We start from the raw sequence: 21,130 nt of genomic DNA, 5'->3' as shown, positions 1-21,130 counted from the left end.
GTGCAAATTAATTTGCACGTCCTTTTTATATGAGAAACCCAGGTGCCCGGGCACCTGGGTTCATCTTTTATTTCAATTTATTTCTAAGTACAAGCTGTAAAATACCGCCGTGACGATAATAATCAACTTCCACTTCAGAATCAAATCTTGCTTTGACTTTGAATGATTTTTCTTCGCCGTCTGTGTTTGTTGCAGTAACATCCAGAATATCTCCAGGACGTACTTTTTCATCAATCGCAATGTCAAACGTTTCACTGCCGTCAAGACCATGGTCTTCAGCATTTTCACCGTCAACAAACTGTAACGGAAGCACACCCATCATAACAAGGTTTGAACGGTGGATACGCTCATAGCTTGCAGCAATGACTGCTTTCACACCAAGAAGGTTTGTACCTTTTGCTGCCCAGTCACGGCTGGATCCCATACCGTAATCGTCACCGGCAATAACAACCAGTCCGGTGCCTTCTTCCTGATACTTAACAGATGCTTCGTAGATGCTTGTCACTTCACCGGTCGGCCAGTAAGTCGTATAGCCGCCTTCTGTACCCGGAGCAATCTGGTTACGGATACGGATGTTCGCGAAAGTACCGCGGAGCATCACTTCATGGTTTCCTCGGCGGGAACCGTATGAGTTAAAGTCACGCGGAGATACACCCTGTTCAATCAACCATTTACCTGCCGGAGTATCTTTACCAATCGCACCTGCCGGTGAAATATGGTCTGTTGTTACACTGTCTCCGAATTTACCGAGAACACGGAGACCGGAAAGCGGTTCAACAGTGCCCGGTTCTTTAGATAATCCTTCAAAGAATGTCGGGTTCTGAATGTAAGTGGACTCAGGATCGAAATCATATAATGGTGCATCAGTTGTTTCAATCTGGTTCCAGACCTCGTTTGCATCGAATACACTTTCGTATTCTTTACGGAATAATTCCGGAGTAACAGTCTCCATTACAGCATCTTTAACTTCCTGGATGCTTGGCCAGATGTCGCTCATAAATACATCATTGCCGTCTTGGTCTTTGCCGAGTGCTTCATTTCGAAGATCGATATCTACTGTTCCTGCAAGTGCATAAGCAACTACAAGTGGTGGTGATGCCAGGTAGTTTGCTTTAACAAGCGGATGAATACGGCCTTCAAAGTTACGGTTACCGGACAATACAGATGACACAAGTAAATCATTATCTGAAATCGTTTCAGTGATTTCAGGAAGGAGCGGTCCTGAGTTACCGATACAAGTTGTACAGCCGTATCCGACAATGTTAAATCCAAGTGTATCCAGATATTCCTGAAGTCCTGAATTCGCAAGATACCCTGTAACTACTTTTGAACCCGGAGCCAGTGATGTTTTCACATAATCCGGAACTTCAAGACCTTTTTCAACTGCTTTTTTAGCCACAAGACCGGCACCAAGCATTACATACGGGTTGGATGTGTTTGTACATGATGTAATTGCTGCAATCACAAGATCCCCTGTTTTAAGCTCGGAAGTATGTCCGTCGTTGAAGTTAATTGTTGCTTTCTTATCAAATTCACTTTCATCCAGACCATGACCATGGTTGCCGCTTTCAGCAGTAACGGATTTTTTGTACTCTGACTTCATATCGGATAATTTAATTAAATCCTGTGGACGTTTCGGACCTGATAATGATGGTTCTACTTCAGAAAGATCGAGTTCAACTACATCTGTATATGTCGGTTCTACTTCTGCATTGAAGAACATGTCATTTTCTTTCAAGTATTTCTCAACCACTTGAAGATGGTCTTCAGGCCGTCCTGTCAATCTCATATAATCGATTGTTTCATCATCGACCGGGAAGAAACCACATGTTGCACCATATTCCGGCGCCATGTTGGCAATCGTTGCACGGTCTGCAAGCGGCAGTTCAGTGACACCTTTACCGAAGAATTCAACGAACTTTCCAACAACGCCTTTTTGACGTAAAAGTTCAGTGACACGAAGCGCAAGATCTGTTGCAGTTGCGCCTTCCGGCAGTGAATTCACCATACGTACACCGACTACTTCTGGTACAGGGAAGTATGACGGCTGACCAAGCATACCTGCTTCAGCTTCAATACCGCCGACACCCCATCCAAGGACACCGAGTCCGTTAATCATTGTGGTATGGGAGTCAGTCCCCACTAATGAATCCGGGAATGTAACGAGCTCATCGTTTTCTTCTCTCACATGAACAACATTGGCTAAGTATTCAAGGTTTACCTGGTGCACAATACCTGTTGCAGGCGGAACAGCACGGTAATTATCAAATGCTTTTGTTGCCCAGTTTAAGAACTCATAGCGTTCTTCATTACGTTCAAATTCAAGCTCCATGTTTCTCTGAAGCGCATTTTCAGTACCATACTCATCAACCTGTACTGAGTGGTCAATAACAAGGTCCACAGGTACTTCAGGGTTGATTTTCTGAACATCGCCGCCGACACCATCCATTGCTTTACGCAGTGATGCGAGGTCTACGACTGCAGGTACGCCGGTAAAGTCCTGAAGGATAACACGTGACGGTTTAAACGGCACTTCATTTCCTTCATTATTTCCTTCGTCCCATGTTGCCAGAGATTTGATGTGTTCATCATTAATGACAGAACCATCATATTGTCTTAAAACGGATTCAAGCAGAACACGAATGGAATAAGGCAGATTTTCAGTCTTTGAATAGCCTTTATCCACAAGGGTTTTCAAGCTGAAGTAATTGTATGATTTATTATTTAAATCAAACGACTGCTTCGCTTTTTCACTAATGTTTTGACCCATAATAATAAAGCCCCCTAAATAATAATAATTCTTATATAATAAGTATACCTAAAAAAACCATCAAGTAAACGAGAAATCTTTCAATAATTGATACAAATAAATTAGCGATAAAATAAGTTAAACTTATCAAATATAAATAAAATCATAACTATCATTTATTTAAAGAAGATATTGCACATAAATGAACTTTCACATTAATATATATTTTCTTAATGTGATATGATAACTCTACATTTCAGGACAGGAGGTGATTATCTTGTGGAAAGAGTTTAAAGAATTTCTAATGCAGGGGAATGTTTTAAATCTGGCAGTCGCAGTCGTGATCGGTGCTGCTTTCGGCAAAATCGTTACAGCACTTGTAGAAAATATCATTATGCCTGCGGTCGCTTTATTGTTCGGAGATACAGACTTCACCTCCAGCTGGGAGTATATGGGCATTACATACGGTGTTTTCATTCAGTCAATTATTGATTTCATCATTGTCGGTGCTGCAGTCTTTTTATTTGTTAAACTTGCAAATAAACTAACGAGAAACCGGTTCATTGAAGAAGATGTCGAAGATGAACAGCTTGTACTTCTCCGGGAAATCAGAGATGCTCTGGTGGAGAAAGATAATCAAAAACCATTATAAGATAAAACAAAAGAGCAGACCCCAGAAGTTTGGGTATCTGCTCATTTGTTTGTCATTATATAACTTACTGAAGATTGATAAGCGTTGCAGCCACTAATCCGACTGCTGCAATTAAAAGCCAGATAACAGTGATTTTCCACACAAACTTCACCCATTTTAAATATGGAATTCCGGCAACTGCAAGAACGCCCATTAAAGACGCAGACGTCGGAATAATCGTATTCGTAATCGCATCTCCGTACTGGAAGGCAAGCACCGCAACCTGTCTCGGCATTTCCTGAAGATCCGCAATTGGTATCATTACAGGCATTGTTGTTACTGCCTGCCCGGATCCTGACGGGATAAAGAAATTAATAATAACTTGAATCACTAACATGCCAAGTGCAGTTAAAGCATTTGGTATCATATCCAGTGCACCACTCATTGAATATATGATTGTATCAATAATAATACCGGATTCCAAAACAACCAGTATTGCACGGGCAAAACCGATAATAATCGCACCAAATACCACCAGCTTCATACCTTCGATAAACGCGTCAAATATGTCGTTAATTCTCATGCGGGCAACTAATCCTGCCACCATACCAACAACAAAGAAGTTCGCAGCCATTTCTGTAATAAACCACTCGTGGACAAATATACCGTAAATATTAACACCGACACCGAGTGCAAATACTGTCAAAATTGCAACGTGTCTTTTCTTCAAAGCATCAAATTCCATGACATCTGCTGTAAAGTTAATCTGTCCGCGCTGATTCTCTTCGTATATCAAACTTGCCTTTTCATTATTCTTTACCTTTTTCGCATAGTGCATCACATACAGTATGGCTGCACCAAGTACAAATACGTATACGACGCTTCTAAATAACGCACCTGAGAAAATCGGGAGTTCGGCTAAAGTATGTGCCACACCAACTGTAAATGGATTAAACATACCACCGATAAAACCGGATGCAGCACCCAGTGTTACCATTGCCGTACCAACCATTGCATCATATCCGAGTGCTACTGCAAGAACAATACCAATCGGCACAAATATAATAGCTTCTTCAGACATTCCGGTTGTAAATCCTAAAATTGAAAATACAGTCATGATTACCGGAATCATTAACTTCTCATTTCCCTGCATACTTGTCATTATTTTCTGCACCATCGCCTCAATTGCACCTGTCGCTCGTATCACGCCAAATGCACCGCCGATTAAGAATACGTAAAAAATAATGTCTGCCACTTCAATCAATCCTGTAGGAATAGACATGAAAAGTTCGAATATTGATACCGGATCTTGTGCCACCTGTTCATACGAACCGTTGACAACCACTGTACGTTCTCCCTGTTCCACCCTGTCATATTCCCCGGCAGGTATTATGTAACTGAGTGCCGCACCAATAATAACCACTGCAAGCAGAATTGCATAAGTATGCGGAAACCTGCTGCTTATATCCCTTGGATCTTTTTTATAATCTGCCATAATAACCACTCCAAATTTAATATGTATACCATTATATACATAAACAATCGTTTTTGTCAGAAAAAATTAAAATTTAGTAATGTATATTCAATACAAAAATACCTCTGCACCTGATTGCTCAGTTACAGAGGTATTTTATTCACGTAATATTTAATTGATTAAAGTGCTGTTTGACGTCACTGATAAAATAAAGACTTCCGGTTACAAGCAGAACATCTCCGCTGAACGTGTCAATGTACTCTATGAAATCGTCCACTTTACGCTTCTCAGTATGTCTGACCTCTTTGTAAATATCGTCCGCAGACATCGCTTTAAAGAAATTAAACTCCGTCACAACAAATTCATCCGCGATTTCAGAAAGACGGTCTGTCATACTGCCGAGCGGTTTGCCTTTGACTGCAGAAAATAACACAGTAATCTTTCTGTCACCGTAATATGTTTCCATCGTCTTAACGAGGGCCTCCACCGCTTCCTGATTATGGGCACCGTCCAGAATAATTAACGGATTTTCGCTGATTTTTTCAATACGGCCGGACCATGTAGTATCTTCCACAGCTTCAATCGTTTTATTGACATCAATATCAATCAATTCCCGCTCACACATATCCAACAGTGCAGTAATTGCGAGTGCTGCATTTTCTTTTTGATGATCCCCGATCATTGAAAGTACAATATTTTCAAAATCATAGTGCTTATACTGATAGTCAAACTCACCGTTTTTAGAACGGATGGTGATTTCTGCATTCAAAGCCATGCCCAGCGACCCTTTTTCTTCAAGTCTTTTATACACATAATCTTTAGAACGCTCATCATGCACGTTAAATACGAGCGGCACACCGCTTTTAATCACGCCTGATTTATCTTTTGTAATATCAAGCAGTGTATCTCCGAGAATGTCAGTATGATCCAGTCCAATACTTGTCAATACTGTCATCACAGGATTAAATACGTTCGTTGAATCATGCGTGGCACCAAGACCCGCTTCAACAACAACAAAATCCACCGGCTGCACCCGGCCGAAATATACAAACATCATCATCGTAATAATTTCGAATTCCGTTGCTGTACCGAGATCTGTTTCTGTTTCCATGTCTTCACTGACCGGACGCACAATATCAGCGATTTCTGCAATTGCCTCATCAGAAATCGGCCGGCCGTCAAGAGAAATACGTTCATTGAATGTTTCAATGTATGGAGACGTAAATGTCCCTACAGTATAATTGTTTGCATTTAATCCATTTCTTAAATAACTTACTGTTGAGCCTTTTCCGTTCGTACCCACGACATGAATCCCCTTAATGTTTCTTTCCGGATGGTTCAGTCTCTGAAGCATCCATTCCATGCGCTTTACTCCCGGTTTAATTCCGAACTTAATCCGTCCATGAATCCAAGCCAAACTTTCGTCATAGTTCATGACTTAATCCATCCCCTTTAAATGTTCCAATCTTGATTTAACTTCTTCATACTGCAGCTGATATTTCTCTTTCTTTTCTTTCTCTTTTTGAACCACAGCTTCAGGTGCATTACTTACAAAACGCTCGTTTGATAATTTACCTTCGACACGTTTCAACTCACCTTCAAGCTTTTCAAGAGAAGTATTCAGTCTTTCAATCTCTGCTTCTTTATTAATCAGACCTGACAATGGCAGAACAATCGTTGCACCGCTCACAACATCCGTCTTATCGTCGTCGCCTGCTTCAATATTGCTTTTTATATCAAGTGTTTTCGGATTACAGAAGCGCTCTAAATAATGTCTGTTTTTGCTGACAGATTCACGCTTCTTATCATCCTTCACTTCAATATTAATATTGATTTCTTTAGACAGCGGTGTATTCACTTCATTTCGTGTCTGACGGATTGATTTAATAATTTCAACCAGCAGTGCCATGTCATTGGTTGCCTGCGGATAAATCAAAGTCTCATCGACAGACGGCCACTCACTGGTTACAATCGTCCGGTTGCTTTCAATGGACTGATAAATTTCCTCTGTTACAAACGGCATAAACGGATGAAGCATTTTCATTGTCTTATCCAGTGTATACAACAGAACAGAACGTGTCATATGCTTTTCTTCGTCTGTACCTTCAAGCATCGGTACCTTCGCCATTTCGATATACCAGTCACAGAACTCGTCCCAGATAAAATTATACAATATACGGCCGACTTCGCCAAATTCATACTGCTCTGACAAACGCGTCACATTTTCAATTGTGTCATTTAAACGGGTCAGAATCCATTCATCAGCAAGAGATTTATCTCCTTCTAAATTAATATCCCCCATTTTAAAATCTTCACCGATATTCATCAGGCTGAACCTTGATGCGTTCCAGATTTTATTAATAAAGTTCCATACGGACTCTACTTTTTCATCGGAGTAACGCAGATCCTGCCCCGGTGTTGTACCTGTAGACAGGAAGTATCTCAGTGCATCTGCACCATACTTCTCAATGACATCCATCGGATCCACACCGTTGCCGAGGGATTTCGACATTTTTCTGTTCTGATCATCACGGACAAGACCGTGCAAGAGCACATCATCAAACGGTTTTTCCCCGGTATGTTCAAGTGATGAGAAGATCATCCGTGCCACCCAGAAGAAAATAATATCATAGCCGGTTACCAGTACATTTGTCGGGAAGAATTTTTTCAAATCATCCGCTTCTTCCGGCCAGCCCATTGTTGAAAACGGCCAGAGTGCACTTGAGAACCATGTATCAAGAACATCTTCATCCTGTACCCAGTTTTCAACATCTTCAGGTGCTTCCATACCTACATACATTTCACCGGTTTCTTTATGGTACCATGCAGGAATCTGGTGCCCCCACCACAACTGTCTTGAAATACACCAGTCACGTATATTTTCCATCCATGTATTAAATGTTCCTTCAAAACGTTCAGGCACAAAATCAATACGGTTGTCTGTTTTCTGGTTCGAAAGACTTTCATCAGCAAGCGGCTGCATTTTCACAAACCATTGTGTGGACAGGTAAGGTTCAACCACTGCGTTGCTGCGCTCGGAATGACCAACTGAATGAACGTGGGACTCAATGTCAATCATGTAACCCGCGTCATCCAGATCTTTAACCAGTGCGCGTCTGCATTCAAAACGATCCATTCCTTCATATTTGCCGCCGAGTGCATTAATGGAACCATCCGGATGCATAACATTAATCCGTTCCAGGTTGTGACGGTTGCCGAGTTCAAAGTCATTCGGGTCATGTGCAGGTGTGACTTTCATGACACCTGTTCCAAATTCTTTATCCACATAACTGTCTGCAATAATCGGCAGCTCACGGCCGATAACAGGAAGAATTGCTTTTTTACCAATGTAATTCTGATAGCGTTCATCATCCGGATGAACCACCACTGCAGTATCACCGAGCATCGTTTCAGGACGTGTTGTTGCGATTTCAAGGAAGCCGGAGCCGTCCTCAAGCGGATATTTCACATGATAAAACTTACCTTCAATTTCCTTGTGTATCACTTCAATATCCGATAAGGCAGTCTGTGTTGCAGGATCCCAGTTGATAATATACTCACCTCTATAAATCAGACCCTTATTATACATGTCAACAAACACTTTCCGCACTGCTTTAGAGAGCCCTTCATCCAAAGTAAAACGTTCTTTATCATAATCAAGACCGAGGCCGAGCTTCGCCCACTGACTGCGGATGAAATCTGCATATTCTTCTTTCCAGTTCCACGAATGTTCGAGGAATTTCTCACGGCCGATATCATGGCGGTTAATCCCCTCTTCGCGGAGACGTGCATCCACTTTTGCCTGTGTAGCAATTCCCGCATGATCCATTCCAGGAAGATAAAGTACTTCATATCCCTGCATCCGCTTCATCCGGGTAATAATATCCTGTAGTGTTGTATCCCATGCATGTCCAAGATGCAGTTTCCCTGTTACATTCGGCGGCGGTATGACAATACTGAACGGTTCTTTATCACTTGCTGCGTCAGATTTAAAGCTCCCTGCCTCCAGCCATTTTTTATATTTTCCTTCTTCTACACTTTGTGGATGATATTTTTTGGGCATTTCCATCAAACCACTCCTTTTCTTCAAAATAAAAACCCCCGAATCCTATACATAGGACGGGAGTTCCGCGGTACCACCTAAATTTGGCAGTAAAATACTGCCACTCTTCATATATTTAACGCATATAAAACGTTTAACCCTACTGAATGATTTCAAGTTAAATTGTTTACAGATTACTTTCACTTAAATTTCCGGTATGTTTTCACCAGCCACATACTCTCTTCACGCCAAATTCAAGCTAATCTTCTGTACTTTAATATATTTCATTAAATTTATAGTAATCAAACTATAAAAATCTGTCAAGTTTCATTTTGTTTCTGTCGTCTTCTTTTTAAAATATAGTTAATAAGCGGTGTAACAATTAATATAATGAAAAAGATCCGGAATATGTGATAACTTGAAATCATGGCAACATCCGCCCCGATTTCAACCGCAACAACAATTAACTGACCGATTCCGCCGGGTGCCGCACTCAAAAATAAATCATTAAACTCAACATCCATAAAAATTTGAAAGAGGCCGACGAGCAGCAGTGTTCCAATGATGAGCAAAATATTTTGAACCAGCATAGAAATAATCATCCGGCCGTTCAGTTGATTCAGAAGTGACGATAACTGAACGCCCATTCGAATTCCGAACAAAATCTGTGCTGCAAACATAAATTCAATATTCATCGAGAAATCATAGCCGGTGCTTAAATTCCAGATGATCACGGCAATGATCGGGCCGAGCATAAACGGCACAGGAAATTTCAGCCGTTTCAGTATGTACATGATTACGACTGCAGCAACCGGTATTAAAATCATCGGTGTAATAAAACTTTCCGTCAGAAGCGGTGCACTGTCATCGATGACAGACACAGTGTCACTCTGAAAAAATCGTGCAATAATCGGGACAAGAATAATCACCAGGACAATTCTCGACATTTGAGTAATAGTCACAAGCAGAATATCCGCCCGTTTGTTTTCCTCAGCCATTAATATCATTTGAGACAAGGCACCGGGTATTGAAGACAGTACTGCTGTTTCAACTGTACAGCCTGTTAATTTCATAAAGAAAACAGACAGTATGAGGCTCAGAATAATCACGCAGAGCGTCATCACAATAATGCTCACCGCATGACCCGCCATCTCCTGAACCGTTTCAGGCGTAAACTGTGTGCCGATCTCAAAGCCGATGACAAATACACCAACATTGCCGAGCCACTTCGGAAAATAAAAATCACGCGTCACAAAGCGGATATATAAAAATGTCGCTGCCATGGAGCCGAACAGCCAGGGGAGGATAACTCCCGTACGGAATAACAGAAAAGAGATGACAAAAGATGTGACAATCAATAGTAGTAAATGGACATATTTCATTTAAAAATAACCTTCAATCAATATTTCGGATTTCGTATTATTTTAAGTGTATACTATTTACACATGAATAGAAAGGTCTCTAAAAGAAAAATGACGCATCTTCAAATTGAAGATACGCCATTATATTAATTATTGTTCACCGAAAAAGCCGTATAATGCAGTAATGTCATCATCTGAAAGCTGATCTTCACTAAATGCAGGCATGGAACCTTGTCCATTTCTTACAATGTCATGAAACTCATCTTCTGCAAGTGATGTCCCTGCAAGTGCCGGACCCATTCCGCCGCTGAAATCTTCACCATGACATGATGCACAGTTGTCACGCGCGATACCTTCAGCATCCGCATCACCGGATGAAGCTTCAGATTCTTCACCTGACTCTTCACCTTCAGCACTTTCTTCTCCGCCTTCATCTGAAGATTCTTCAGTTGCTGCCTCATCTTCACCTTCATGATCATCATTTCCAAGGTGAAAAATCAACAACGGCACAATTAAAATTACAATCATAACCGGAATTACCCATACAAGTGGATTTTTGGCATGATCTTCTTTTTCATTTTTACTTTTAATTTCGCGAGGTTGACCATCGACGTACGTTCGTCCCTCTTCGCTGCCATTTTCAAAGCGCTTTTCATCGCTCATATCTACGCCCCCCATATTCTATTTCACTAACTATTATACACATATTCAGCACTTCATGAAGTATTTTTTATGAATTTTCTTTAATTCTCGCTAACGCATTTCTAAATGCATTTAAAGTGTCCTGAATATCTGCTTCAGTATGTTTCGTAGATAAGAACGATGACATTTTTTACTAAAAGCAAGAGGTATGTAGATAGTCTTAAAAGCCTAACTTATAGTGTTCTCAGAGGAAAAAAAGTATTCTTACTTTTCCATTTGTATAAATTTTACCTTCCTGAGTAACGTTTTGTCAACAAGTTTCTACTATTATATATGTCTAAATATACTCTTTTGACAATACCATCCTCACCTCTCCCAAGCCTTTTTAATTTAGGTATACTCTATACTTAAATATATTCTAAAAAATAAAAAAGCTTACTAAAGTGTAAGCTTCAATATACCTATATTAATCTAATTGTTCTAACATCTCTTCTTCAGCTAATTTTTCAGCGGTGTAGACTAGATGAATTATTTTGTTTTTCGCATCAATTTCTATATCATATTCCCAAGCAATTAAAGAAGTTTTGAAAACATCATCATTCTTAAATTCAATCATTCCTGATATAGCACCTTCCTTCAAATGGTATATTGCAAAAATACCGTCATTCTTTAAAACCTTAAAAGGGAATACATTTATTTCTAATTTCCATCCATTAATTAAATCATATTGATTCATCTTAGCACCTCATGTTAGTTTTTTAATACACTTTTATACTACCATGGAACTTATTAAAAAACCCCATAAAAAAATGGCAACCTATCAATTAAGATAAGCTGCCAAAAATCAATATGATTTATAATTATTTAAACTATTTTATTTTGCGAACCTACTATTATAAGGTTCATTTTTATTTTTTTATGTTTTAACTTCTGCTTCATCGGGTAAATTTATTTTAAGTCAAAAAACAGGAGGATAACCATGAAAGCGTTAGATATTGTTGCTTTAATACTTTTAATTGTTGGTGGCTTAAACTGGTTATTGGTCGGATTATTTGAATTTGATTTAGTTGCTTCACTATTTGGTAGTCAAGAAGCTATTCTTTCTAAAGTTGTTTATATCCTAGTTGGACTATCAGCTTTATACAGCCTTAAGTTTATCGGTTTGATTAGTACAGCTACTAAACCATAAGCATAAAAATTCCCTATTATAAAAGTAGGGAATTTTTATTTTTGTGCTTAATTTATGTATTACTTCCATGTGCCCCAATCCTTGGAGACTTTTCCTGTTCGGCTATTCCAAGTCTTAACAGGAATCCACTGATTACTCTTCAAATCTAAAAGCCAGATATGACCATCAGCCCTTGCGATTTCACGGTAATCTAATCGCTGACCAGCTTTCATTTGTCCGCTTGAAGGTGCTTTCCTACTCGGACTACCTCTCCGCTTAGTAATTGGTTTATTACCATTAACCCAAACTCCAGTTTGTTTCTTCCACTGTGTTCCATGAGCATTAATATTCCAACCGTCACTCGTCTTCTTAGTTGTTGGATTTTTAGTCGAACTAGAAGTATTAGAACTCTTACCAGCATTCCCAGATTTCTTCTTCAATCCTAAATATAAAGCAATGCCTGTAGCAATCGCTCTACCTTGTGCAACTAATTTAACATCACTTCTTAATGCTTTAATATCGATATTACTATCCATGAATCCACCTTCAACAAGAATAGAAGGCATTTTGGACTGGTTGTTCATCCAGAGGTTAGCTACCTTAACACCTCTGTTAGTTAATCCCATTGCCGACACTACTCTAGGGTTTACTAGGTTAGCTAAATTCCTTGAGTTTGAAGCATTACCTTGCGGAATAAACGTTTCAACTCCACCTCCGTTAAACCATTTACCTGCTAATGCGTTGTGATGGCAAGATACTAATACATGAGCATTCCAATTATTAGCATTGTTAGTTCTTTGTGCTAATGGAATATCTCGTTGCCCTGAGGGGTCGTCTAATCGTCTTACTATTACATTCTGATATGTATTCAATTCAGCAGTTGCGGCTCTCACTACTTTGTCATTGAAAAACCATTCTCTTTCTCCTGCTGGACTTCGCTTTCCTGCTGTATGCCTTCCATGTCCTGCATCTAATGCTACTCTGTAAGTCATAATTTCTTCATCTCCTATAAAAATTTGTAGTTTTATTTCATTTCGGAACATAAAAAAAGAGCAGCCGTTTAGCTGCTCTAATTTGATATGTATTCAATTTTTATTATTATTTATTTTCCTCTGACCATTCACTACTATTCATCAGCCTAATAAACTCTTCACTGTTATGGTTGTATAATTCCAATCTATCCTTATCAACAACAAATTTCACAGTGTCGTAATGCACAACGGCATACTCACCATTTAAACTTTTACGCCAATGCTCTGTGTTGAATCCTAATTCGTTAAAATATAGTAATTTTCCAATCGAATACTTCATTTTAAAACCTCTCTTTATCAATCTCATAATTGTATTTGATTTCTTCGGGTGACAACGATTTATTATATATCCGAACCCCTGAAACTACTCCCTTTGTAAATCCTGAACTACTCGACCAGTAAGCTTGACCCAGATTGTTGAAAACTGAAGTTGATTCATCATCTGTTATAATTGAATTTCCGTATATTAAATGTTTACCATCTAAGTAAAATTTCATTTCTTTATTTTTAACAGATATCGAATAACTTAATTTATTATCGATTAAAACGCTGTATCCACCTGAACTGCTTCGCATTCCCTTCCTATTGAAAGAAATAGATTTTGCATTTTCACTTTTAAATATTTGAAATGATGTATTCGTTGAATTGGAAAATGATTTGTTTCCATCACCTAAGATGTAAGAAGAACCATTATTATCTGGTACTTCAGAAATATATAATTCCACAGTAAACTCATCTAACGAATCGAATACTATTTCATCAAAATTAACATAATCATCCACCCCATCAAACTTCAATCCGCCATCCACATATCCTGATTCCTCAGTAAAGTTAAAATTGTGTAACTGACCGTCATTGCCGTTGCCTGATAAGTCAGATGCTACCGCTCTATTAGTCGAATTATTATTCAGTGATGTAAAGTCGTAATGAAGAATTAAACTATCAGATTGAGCATAATTAGGAGAGACTAATTTGTCTCCCTTAAATAAAAATTTAGATTCATTATTACCTAATTTGAAAGAAGGTAGTTGATTATATTCATTTTTATATAAAACATCGTGACCATATTTAATTTCAATCATTAATCTTCACCCACAATTATATAAAGTAAGTCATCCTCAATTTCTTCGAGATTTTCGTACTCTTCTCTAGTATAAATTTTAGGTTGAACAATAATAGCTTCACCTTTATCCCCTTTATCTCCTTTAAATTTTTCCTTGTTATTATCAATATGTCTAATTGCTTCAGTCACAACATCTTCTCTTAAAGCATCTACAACGATATCAATAGTTTCAATTTTTGAAACATCTACATCACTTAAATTATGAGCAGGAAGAATAATTAATTTAAAAGTCGCACTAGAAGACGGAAAGAAGTAATCTTCAATTTGAACTCTAATCTCATGTTCAGTCGCTTCCAATACAGTCTCTAGGTTAAACGTAACCTTACTATTTTCAACTTGTACTTCAATTAATTCTCTTAGTATATTTCCATCAACTTGAATAATTGAAATTTGCGCTGTCTTACCATTTAATTTTTCCATCACTTTTTGAGACTTATCGAGTATTCTTAAAGAAATTTTAGATTTATCACCTTGGATTAATTGAAGACTAGTTGCTCTCTCGTAATTAAGTAGTTGTAAGTAACTATTTTGCACTTGCATTATTTGTGACCCCCTTTATTCTTCCGTTCTGCTTTCTGTTGCTTCATATATTGATTCGCTTCTACTGCTTCATTTGATAAAGGTGTGTCTTTATATGCTATTAATGCGGTAGCCACAATTGTAATCAACATAGTTATGCCTTCTTCTAGCTCAGCTTCAGTAAATGGCAGTGGACTATATCCTTTCATCACAAGGAACTGATTAATCAAAGCATAAATAAGTAGTGTTGCTCTCATCATTAATGCTTTATTTTGAAATAAATTGGTTAACATTATTTTAATTTTATTCATTTTTTTAAATCTCCTTTTTACATAAAAATTGATTCGATAAACGGTTTAAGAATGACACCTAATAAGGTTAATCCTCCACCAATTAAAGCGACCATTATTGTAATTCTGCCTGCTTTATCATCTTCAATTTTCTTTGTTCGGTAACTCAAATCTGATACTTTATTGCTTGTTTCGGAATGACTCTGCTTCAATTCGCTACTTAACTTCTCGACACTTTCAGCAGTTCTACTTGTATTATTTTCAATGCTCTTATTTGTCTCTGTCATTGTCGTAATTAAAATTTTCAACTCGTGATTACGTTCAGTATGTTTATCATCAATTTCATCAATTTTGTCATCTAATTTGTCATGCATTTTTTGAGTGTGTTTGTATAGTTCAACTTGAGTTACATAGTTTTTGTTGCTTTTATCGTTTTCATTTGTCACTTTCTACACCTGCAATATTGTTATTTTTTTATAGTTTTACGGTTGCACTTGCTCATTTTGCTCAGGTATTTGAGCTTCTAAAATAGCGTAATTAACCTCTACATTAGCTACTCTGCTTGCCAATTTATTTATCGCTTTTTCTAATACTACTACCTGTTGGATTAATTCTTCTTGTGTCATATCTTCTAATTTTTTCATTTTTATATTCTCCTCATATCTTCATTTCTTTTATTTTTTTGATATTAAAAAGAACTCTCACTAATTAAAGTAAGAGTTCTTCTAGTTTATTTAATCTTTCTTCTTGTTGCTCTATTTTATCTTGTAACTCCCGATTACTCTGAATCAACTCTTGATTAGCTTTAACCAACAACATAGTCGCTTGACCAATATCTACACCATCTTTTTCCTCACTATTCTGAGGTGTGATTGCAGATGTTCCAAATGTGTCATATTCAGGGTAGTCTTGAGTTTTATATCTCACTAAATCAATTTCTTCAATCAATTGACTTGCTTCATTTTTTACAGGTTTTTCAGTTAAACTGCTAAACAATGAAAGAGGTGAACTAGATGTTCCTTTATAAAAGTTTCTAGCTCTGATATCTCTATAGTTACCGCTTGAACCATTGTTATCGGTGATTCTTAATTCACTACCACCAACACCAAAGTAGAAGTTATCTCCACTAAAATGAGTAGTAATCATGCCCTCTAAAGCAATGCCATTACTTCTGATTGTTCTATAAGTGGTATTTCCACCATTATAGCCATTGTTATTGGTGATTCTTAATTCTCCAGTGCCAACACCTATATAAGAGTTACCAGCCGCATGATTTTCCATCATCATTCCGCCTTGAGAAATAAATGTCCATGCTCTTACTGGTCTGTATCCTGTGTTTCCGCCATTGTAAAAAAGGTTGTTAGTGACTCTAAGCTCATTAGTAGAAACACCAATGTAGAAGTTAGACTCTCCTTCATTGGCTCTGATATTTTTAACTAACACTTCACCAGCTTGGAATTCAGAGTAATCAGTAGGTTTATCAGGGTCTGTAACTACTCTCATTCTAGGAGTAGCAGCGTATACAAAGTTACTTTTTCCTGATTCTAAAATAATTCGGTTATTATCACTTTTTAGACCAACTACTCCCCAAGTAGAATGCGCTAATAAACCTCTAGCTGTAGGGCTATAAGTATGGTCAAAGAAACTTATTGTACCTGATGAATCTTCGTTAGCGCCTCGACCATCAGCATAAGTTGAGATTCCAAAATCAGAATAGAATAATGTACGGTCTCTAGATTCATTTCTAAATCTCATATGACCTTTTTCCATCACAGTATAAACATTTTCTGTGGCAGTAGAACCTCTCCATTGTCTTGTATAGTTACCTCTTAACTCAACCATGTCACCTTGCATTTTTAAGGTAGATGTACCAGAACCACCAGTTGCAGTTGCTCTGTTGAAGTTAATATCTCCAACTCTCATCTGACCATTCACTTTAATTAAATCACCGTTCAACTGTATTTTCTGAGCACTGATTTCAGCAGTATCCTGAGTTAGATTGATTTCTGTGATGATTTTGTCTTTGTCAGGTTTGTTAAGAATAGAATCAGACCAAGGTGTTGTTCTATTACCTTTTGCTAATATCGGTTCTTTTAGATAGAAAGCGTTATGCTCCCCAGAGATTCCACTGTGTCCGATTAATATGTGAGCTGTATCATTGTGTCTGGATGTGAAAGTTACAGACCATAACTGACCAGCATTATCCACATTTTTAATTCGAGTAGGAATTATTCTTTGGTTCGGATTGTTGTTATCATATATTACATATGTGTAACTAAAGTTATAATTACTTCCTGCTAAATTTCTAGCTTTAAAAGTAAAAGTGTACTCTTGTCCTTCTACTAAAGGTTCCGATAAAGATGGAGTTCTTAGTCCGTAATAACTATTGCTTGTTGAACCACTTGAGCCATCTGAACTATTGTTTACTCGTATCAACATCCAATAGCTATTCTGCCTACCAGACCAAACAATACCACCAACTGGATTTCTCCAATTATTAGGGATTAAGTAACTTCCAGAAGGCTCTTTATGCCACCCAGAGTCTGGGATTAAATTATCTGCTCCAACTTCTAAACCATCAATCTTACCTTCAGCTCTACCAGCTACTGTTGCAGCATTTGAAGCTTTAGTGTCAGCACTTGCAGCATTATTTATACCTGTACTTGCCCTTGACCATGCACTATCTGCTCTATCTTGTGCTGTATCCACTCTAAGGTTGATATTAGTAGCCGATTGAGAGATTAATGAGCGTACTGTAGACTCATCTGTTTTCTTGTTAACCTCTAAGGTGATATTATTTGCTGTTTGAGTAATTTTGGAATCAGCCCATGACATTCCTGTGCCTGTTCCTATGTATTTGTTGTATGACACTTCTATAGTCCAAGTTGATGCTGTGGTTCCTGCTGTACGAATTCTAGCTCCGCCTGATGAAATTGTATATATCTGAGGTCTCCATGCCGAGCCACCATTATCTTCTCTCACTGATAAATCCCAGCCATTTCCTGAGCCTTTTGAAGTGAGTGAAGCAATTAAAGTTTCAGTATTTGTTCCTCTTACTTTAGCTGTTACATCATATGAGTATTGGTCATTGAATTGCGAACCATCTACCTCAACTAAGTCTCTCCAATTTGTACGGTCAACTCCTGAGTAACGGACTGTTCCTGATGCTATGGAGGATGAAATTTTAGATACATCTGTAACTAGTGAGTTAAATGAATTGTTTGCGGTTAAATTAATGTCGTTCGCATTAATATCTACTTGTTTACCTTGAATTTTTGTTCCTGAAGTGTCGAGATTGATAGATGATACTAAATTATCTTGCTTGATTGTTTCTTCAGTAGATGCTTTGAAAGATGTTGCAAACTCCCCTTCTTCTAATTGAGGTTCACTCATATAAATGAATGCATAAGTGTTAGCAGAATAATGTCCACCGATTAACACATAAGCTCTTCCACTAAAATTAGCTTTGAAAGTCAGTTTGTATTGAGTATAAGTTTGACTCATATCAGCAATACTATTACCTGTACTCACAATTTCAGGAGTTGCTAAATTCTGATTGCTTCCACTCGGGTTCATTAAGAAACAATATCTGAAAGCAGAATCAAATGAAGCTGATGTGTTTGCATACCAGCTTAGAGTGTAGAATTTACCTTCTTTAACATCTTTGAATAAATGAGGAGATTGGAAGCCTAAAGTTGAAGTGTTCGAATTGTTATTAGGATTTGGAGTTTGTGCTAGGAGAACTTTTCCACCTATAATATTGGAGTTAAGATAGTTACTACTTCCCCAAGCTGACCAGCCTTGAGGTGGACTATTATATAAAGAAAAATCGGCTTTAGGTATGAGGTTATCTCCCCCAATATTGAGGGTATTAATTCTGAGGTTAATATTATCTGAAGTTTGTTGAATCGTGGATTTCGTTAATTCTAAATCGTCATTGAGTCCTCTGACATTCGTTTCAATTGAATCTGCTCTTACAGTTAAGTCTGCTTTAGTGTCTGAAAGTGTCTTCCTCACTGAGTCTATGTCAGTCTTAGAAGCTTTTAATTCAATGGCTTTTCCATTTTGTTCAATGGAAGTTTCAAGCGTTTTAATTCTACCTGAATTTTCATCTTTATCCTTGTTATAATCAGTGAGCGTTACTCTATCTTTAATCTGGTTAGATAGTTGCGTTCTCTCTGAATCGGAAGCATCTAATCTTTCAATGATACCTGCTTTGTCAGCTTCGTAATCGGATACTCTTACAACTGATTTAAGTTGTTCTTCAGTGCTTTCATTTATGATTTCAACTAGTCCACTCAGAGCAGTATTTTCACCAATCTTAATGACACCATCTTCAACTATGAATCCTAATCTTTCTGCTGTTGTTTCTACTGCTTCATTAAATTTCTCATCTGTGTATTGTTGTTGTAGAATTTCGAGATGCTTTAAGGCATAGTTTTCAGCTTCAATGATAGCAGTATTTAATTCGTTCATCATATTTGAATAGTTAATCATCAATTGCTGAATGTAGTTTGCTTGTTGCAACGTTACCTTCTTCGAGTTCTTATATTTATCTACTTCAGTTTTGAGTATATTATAAGTGCCAATAACCGCACTCATTTTGTCATTCAAATTATTTCTGTGAAATTCGTTTAAATACTCATCATCTTTTACTTTGTTTGCTCTTGTAAATAATTGCATTTGTAGAGCTTCCATATGTCTCAGCTGAGATACAATAGACTCGTACATTGCTGTCGCTCTGCTGATTGCTTCTATATCCTCTTCAGATGGATTGTCTATTCTGATTACCCACATACCGTTGATATACTCTTTCAGAACAGCTTTATCGGGATTAGAGGTATCTAGCCATAGTTGTCCATTTATAGGATTCTCAGGAGGTGTAGCACCTCTGAATATTCTTTTTTCTACTTCAGTGTCGATAATAGTTACAATGTTATCCAGTCTGCTTTGTGTTTCTTGTAGTCGCTTAGTGAAGTACTCTCTGAAACTTTCCCAAGTAGCTAATATTTGCTCTCTAGTGTATTCAACTACTTCACCGAGTACATAAGTCTTATCAAGAGGATTGAAAATTGAACGAGAGATTTCTTTTGCTACTGCATCAGCATAGAAGTAAGGCGCTTGTAAATCATCCTTTATTTTTATTTTGTCACCAAGTCTCACCTGCTCATGTCCTAAGAATTGCTCTAAGTCAATCGCATCAATCGAATAATCTACTTTCGCTTCTTTTCGTTTATTCAATTCAGTAGTTGCTAATGTTCTAAGCCTTGCTTCTGTCATATCACTATCTTCAGATTCAGGTTCGTATACTGACCAAAGGTAATCCTGTCCTCTACCATATTTAGATTGGGCTTCTTCATCCCGTAAATAAATAACTAATCTTTCCTTTTTCTCTTCTCCTTCTTCTGGTTCTGGAGGTTCAGGAGCTAGGGCAACGAGTGCAGTCACTATATCCGCTGATTGTCTTTCTACCGTAAGGCTGGATAAATCCTTACCTCTCGACACTTCTTTACCGTTGAATAGAGCTTCTTTATTTCGTAAATGTACTAATCGCTTAGTAATTTTATTTCCTTCTGTCTCAATTGTAAAGTCTAATTGTAAATCAAATCTAGTTGCAATAATTTTTAATACTTCGTAAGGAGAGTTGTAGGAAGTCCAACTCATTGTACGGATACCAGCATATTCAACCTCTCCAACCTCCCAGTCCACCATATTTAAAGCAAACTCTACTGCTTGCTGTGCAGTGCTTTGAGATAAAGTTTGTGGAAAATGAGGATACCCTTTATCTAATTCAAGATATGATGCTGTAGTTCTAATCTCTGTTTCACCATCAAATGTATTTGTATCAATATCATCTACAATAAACTCTCTGTATTCACCTTTATTTTCGGAAGGAATAATTACTCTATCTTTCATATTAATATTCTCTGATGCTTTTAAATCAACAATAAAGTCAAAGGTTTCTGTGTGATTCTCAATATTTCTCACATGCTTATCTTCAATCACAATTTTTTCATTCGGTTTATTTGTTAAGAAATCTTTAATTAATTCTGTGTTTTTGTCCAGTATATGTATGCTGCTCAATTCATTCACTCTTTTC

The 21,130-nt window shown here is 37.6% G+C and carries 17 protein-coding genes and 1 other annotated feature; of the genes, 2 read left to right on the top strand and 15 right to left on the bottom strand.

Annotated elements, in window-relative coordinates; all coding sequences use genetic code 11:
- Positions 1-67 precede the first annotated feature (67 nt).
- Entirely contained in the window at positions 68-2,770 is a 2,703-nt protein-coding gene (gene acnA / locus ACFSX4_RS02175) for an aconitate hydratase AcnA (RefSeq protein WP_377771101.1), read from the bottom strand.
- A gap of 256 nt (positions 2,771-3,026) precedes the next feature.
- On the opposite strand from acnA, the gene mscL reads away from it, so the two are divergent.
- Positions 3,027-3,401, top strand: a complete 375-nt coding sequence (gene mscL, locus ACFSX4_RS02170; protein ID WP_377771099.1) for a large conductance mechanosensitive channel protein MscL — start codon at positions 3,027-3,029, stop codon at positions 3,399-3,401.
- 64 nt (positions 3,402-3,465) lie between these two features.
- Here mscL and ACFSX4_RS02165 read toward each other — a convergent pair whose 3' ends face one another.
- From ACFSX4_RS02165 to ACFSX4_RS02140, 6 genes are all read right to left on the bottom strand, one after another.
- Positions 3,466-4,875: a YfcC family protein gene (locus tag ACFSX4_RS02165; RefSeq protein ID WP_377771097.1), complete on the bottom strand. Its 1,410-nt coding sequence runs from the start codon at positions 4,873-4,875 to the stop codon at positions 3,466-3,468.
- A 139-nt stretch (positions 4,876-5,014) separates the two neighbouring features.
- Complete coding sequence (locus tag ACFSX4_RS02160) at positions 5,015-6,289, bottom strand: bifunctional folylpolyglutamate synthase/dihydrofolate synthase (protein WP_377771095.1); 1,275 nt, start codon at positions 6,287-6,289, stop codon at positions 5,015-5,017.
- A 3-nt stretch (positions 6,290-6,292) separates the two neighbouring features.
- A complete protein-coding gene (locus tag ACFSX4_RS02155) occupies positions 6,293-8,923 on the bottom strand; it encodes a valine--tRNA ligase (protein WP_377771093.1) in 2,631 nt (876 codons plus the stop codon).
- A gap of 43 nt (positions 8,924-8,966) precedes the next feature.
- Positions 8,967-9,175 (bottom strand) — a binding site (T-box leader).
- 41 nt (positions 9,176-9,216) lie between these two features.
- Positions 9,217-10,278 (bottom strand): AbrB family transcriptional regulator, encoded by a 1,062-nt coding sequence (locus tag ACFSX4_RS02150; protein ID WP_377771091.1) that lies wholly within the window; start codon positions 10,276-10,278, stop codon positions 9,217-9,219.
- A 129-nt stretch (positions 10,279-10,407) separates the two neighbouring features.
- On the bottom strand, positions 10,408-10,920 hold the full coding sequence (locus ACFSX4_RS02145; RefSeq protein ID WP_377771088.1) for a c-type cytochrome: 513 nt from the start codon (positions 10,918-10,920) through the stop codon (positions 10,408-10,410).
- Positions 10,921-11,365: 445 nt separating this feature from the next.
- On the bottom strand, positions 11,366-11,635 hold the full coding sequence (locus tag ACFSX4_RS02140; protein WP_377771086.1) for a hypothetical protein: 270 nt from the start codon (positions 11,633-11,635) through the stop codon (positions 11,366-11,368).
- Between the two features lie 243 nt (positions 11,636-11,878).
- Here ACFSX4_RS02140 and ACFSX4_RS02135 point away from each other — a divergent pair, with 243 nt between their 5' ends.
- Positions 11,879-12,088, top strand: a complete 210-nt coding sequence (locus tag ACFSX4_RS02135) for a DUF378 domain-containing protein (RefSeq protein ID WP_377771084.1) — start codon at positions 11,879-11,881, stop codon at positions 12,086-12,088.
- Between the two features lie 59 nt (positions 12,089-12,147).
- Here the strand turns inward: ACFSX4_RS02135 and ACFSX4_RS02130 are convergent, their stop codons facing one another.
- The 8 genes from ACFSX4_RS02130 to ACFSX4_RS02095 form a co-directional block, all read right to left on the bottom strand.
- Positions 12,148-13,110, bottom strand: coding sequence for an N-acetylmuramoyl-L-alanine amidase (locus ACFSX4_RS02130; protein ID WP_377771082.1), 963 nt, complete (start codon positions 13,108-13,110; stop codon positions 12,148-12,150).
- A 55-nt stretch (positions 13,111-13,165) separates the two neighbouring features.
- On the bottom strand, positions 13,166-13,378 hold the full coding sequence (locus ACFSX4_RS02125) for a hypothetical protein (RefSeq protein ID WP_377771080.1): 213 nt from the start codon (positions 13,376-13,378) through the stop codon (positions 13,166-13,168).
- A gap of 1 nt (position 13,379) precedes the next feature.
- On the bottom strand, positions 13,380-14,180 hold the full coding sequence (locus tag ACFSX4_RS02120; RefSeq protein ID WP_377771078.1) for a LamG-like jellyroll fold domain-containing protein: 801 nt from the start codon (positions 14,178-14,180) through the stop codon (positions 13,380-13,382).
- Positions 14,180-14,761, bottom strand: coding sequence for a hypothetical protein (locus ACFSX4_RS02115; protein WP_377771076.1), 582 nt, complete (start codon positions 14,759-14,761; stop codon positions 14,180-14,182). The genes ACFSX4_RS02120 and ACFSX4_RS02115 overlap by 1 nt, the downstream gene beginning before the upstream one ends.
- Positions 14,761-15,051 (bottom strand): phage holin, encoded by a 291-nt coding sequence (locus ACFSX4_RS02110; RefSeq protein ID WP_377771074.1) that lies wholly within the window; start codon positions 15,049-15,051, stop codon positions 14,761-14,763. The genes ACFSX4_RS02115 and ACFSX4_RS02110 overlap by 1 nt, the downstream gene beginning before the upstream one ends.
- Before the next feature lie 17 nt (positions 15,052-15,068).
- Positions 15,069-15,476: a hypothetical protein gene (locus ACFSX4_RS02105; RefSeq protein ID WP_377771072.1), complete on the bottom strand. Its 408-nt coding sequence runs from the start codon at positions 15,474-15,476 to the stop codon at positions 15,069-15,071.
- A gap of 36 nt (positions 15,477-15,512) precedes the next feature.
- Positions 15,513-15,674, bottom strand: coding sequence for a hypothetical protein (locus ACFSX4_RS02100; protein ID WP_377771070.1), 162 nt, complete (start codon positions 15,672-15,674; stop codon positions 15,513-15,515).
- Between the two features lie 64 nt (positions 15,675-15,738).
- Complete coding sequence (locus ACFSX4_RS02095; RefSeq protein ID WP_377771068.1) at positions 15,739-21,114, bottom strand: phage tail spike protein; 5,376 nt, start codon at positions 21,112-21,114, stop codon at positions 15,739-15,741.
- Between the last annotated feature and the right edge of the window lie 16 nt (positions 21,115-21,130).

Origin of the sequence: Corticicoccus populi, from assembly GCF_042686195.1 — a bacterium.
GTDB lineage: Bacteria > Bacillota > Bacilli > Staphylococcales > Salinicoccaceae > Corticicoccus > Corticicoccus populi.
Note: the sequence above shows the minus strand (reverse complement) of the source record. Positions and strands in the feature narration are given on the sequence as shown.

Coding starts and splice junctions, on each gene's coding strand:
- acnA (WP_377771101.1), bottom strand. CDS start 2,770: ATGGGTCAAAACATTAGTGAAAAAGCGAAGCAGTCGTTTGATTTAAAT.
- ACFSX4_RS02165 (WP_377771097.1), bottom strand. CDS start 4,875: ATGGCAGATTATAAAAAAGATCCAAGGGATATAAGCAGCAGGTTTCCG.
- ACFSX4_RS02160 (WP_377771095.1), bottom strand. CDS start 6,289: ATGAACTATGACGAAAGTTTGGCTTGGATTCATGGACGGATTAAGTTC.
- ACFSX4_RS02155 (WP_377771093.1), bottom strand. CDS start 8,923: ATGGAAATGCCCAAAAAATATCATCCACAAAGTGTAGAAGAAGGAAAA.
- ACFSX4_RS02150 (WP_377771091.1), bottom strand. CDS start 10,278: ATGAAATATGTCCATTTACTACTATTGATTGTCACATCTTTTGTCATC.
- ACFSX4_RS02145 (WP_377771088.1), bottom strand. CDS start 10,920: ATGAGCGATGAAAAGCGCTTTGAAAATGGCAGCGAAGAGGGACGAACG.
- ACFSX4_RS02140 (WP_377771086.1), bottom strand. CDS start 11,635: ATGAATCAATATGATTTAATTAATGGATGGAAATTAGAAATAAATGTA.
- ACFSX4_RS02135 (WP_377771084.1), top strand. CDS start 11,879: ATGAAAGCGTTAGATATTGTTGCTTTAATACTTTTAATTGTTGGTGGC.
- ACFSX4_RS02130 (WP_377771082.1), bottom strand. CDS start 13,110: ATGTTCCGAAATGAAATAAAACTACAAATTTTTATAGGAGATGAAGAA.
- ACFSX4_RS02125 (WP_377771080.1), bottom strand. CDS start 13,378: ATGAAGTATTCGATTGGAAAATTACTATATTTTAACGAATTAGGATTC.
- ACFSX4_RS02120 (WP_377771078.1), bottom strand. CDS start 14,180: ATGATTGAAATTAAATATGGTCACGATGTTTTATATAAAAATGAATAT.
- ACFSX4_RS02115 (WP_377771076.1), bottom strand. CDS start 14,761: ATGCAAGTGCAAAATAGTTACTTACAACTACTTAATTACGAGAGAGCA.
- ACFSX4_RS02110 (WP_377771074.1), bottom strand. CDS start 15,051: ATGAATAAAATTAAAATAATGTTAACCAATTTATTTCAAAATAAAGCA.
- ACFSX4_RS02100 (WP_377771070.1), bottom strand. CDS start 15,674: ATGAAAAAATTAGAAGATATGACACAAGAAGAATTAATCCAACAGGTA.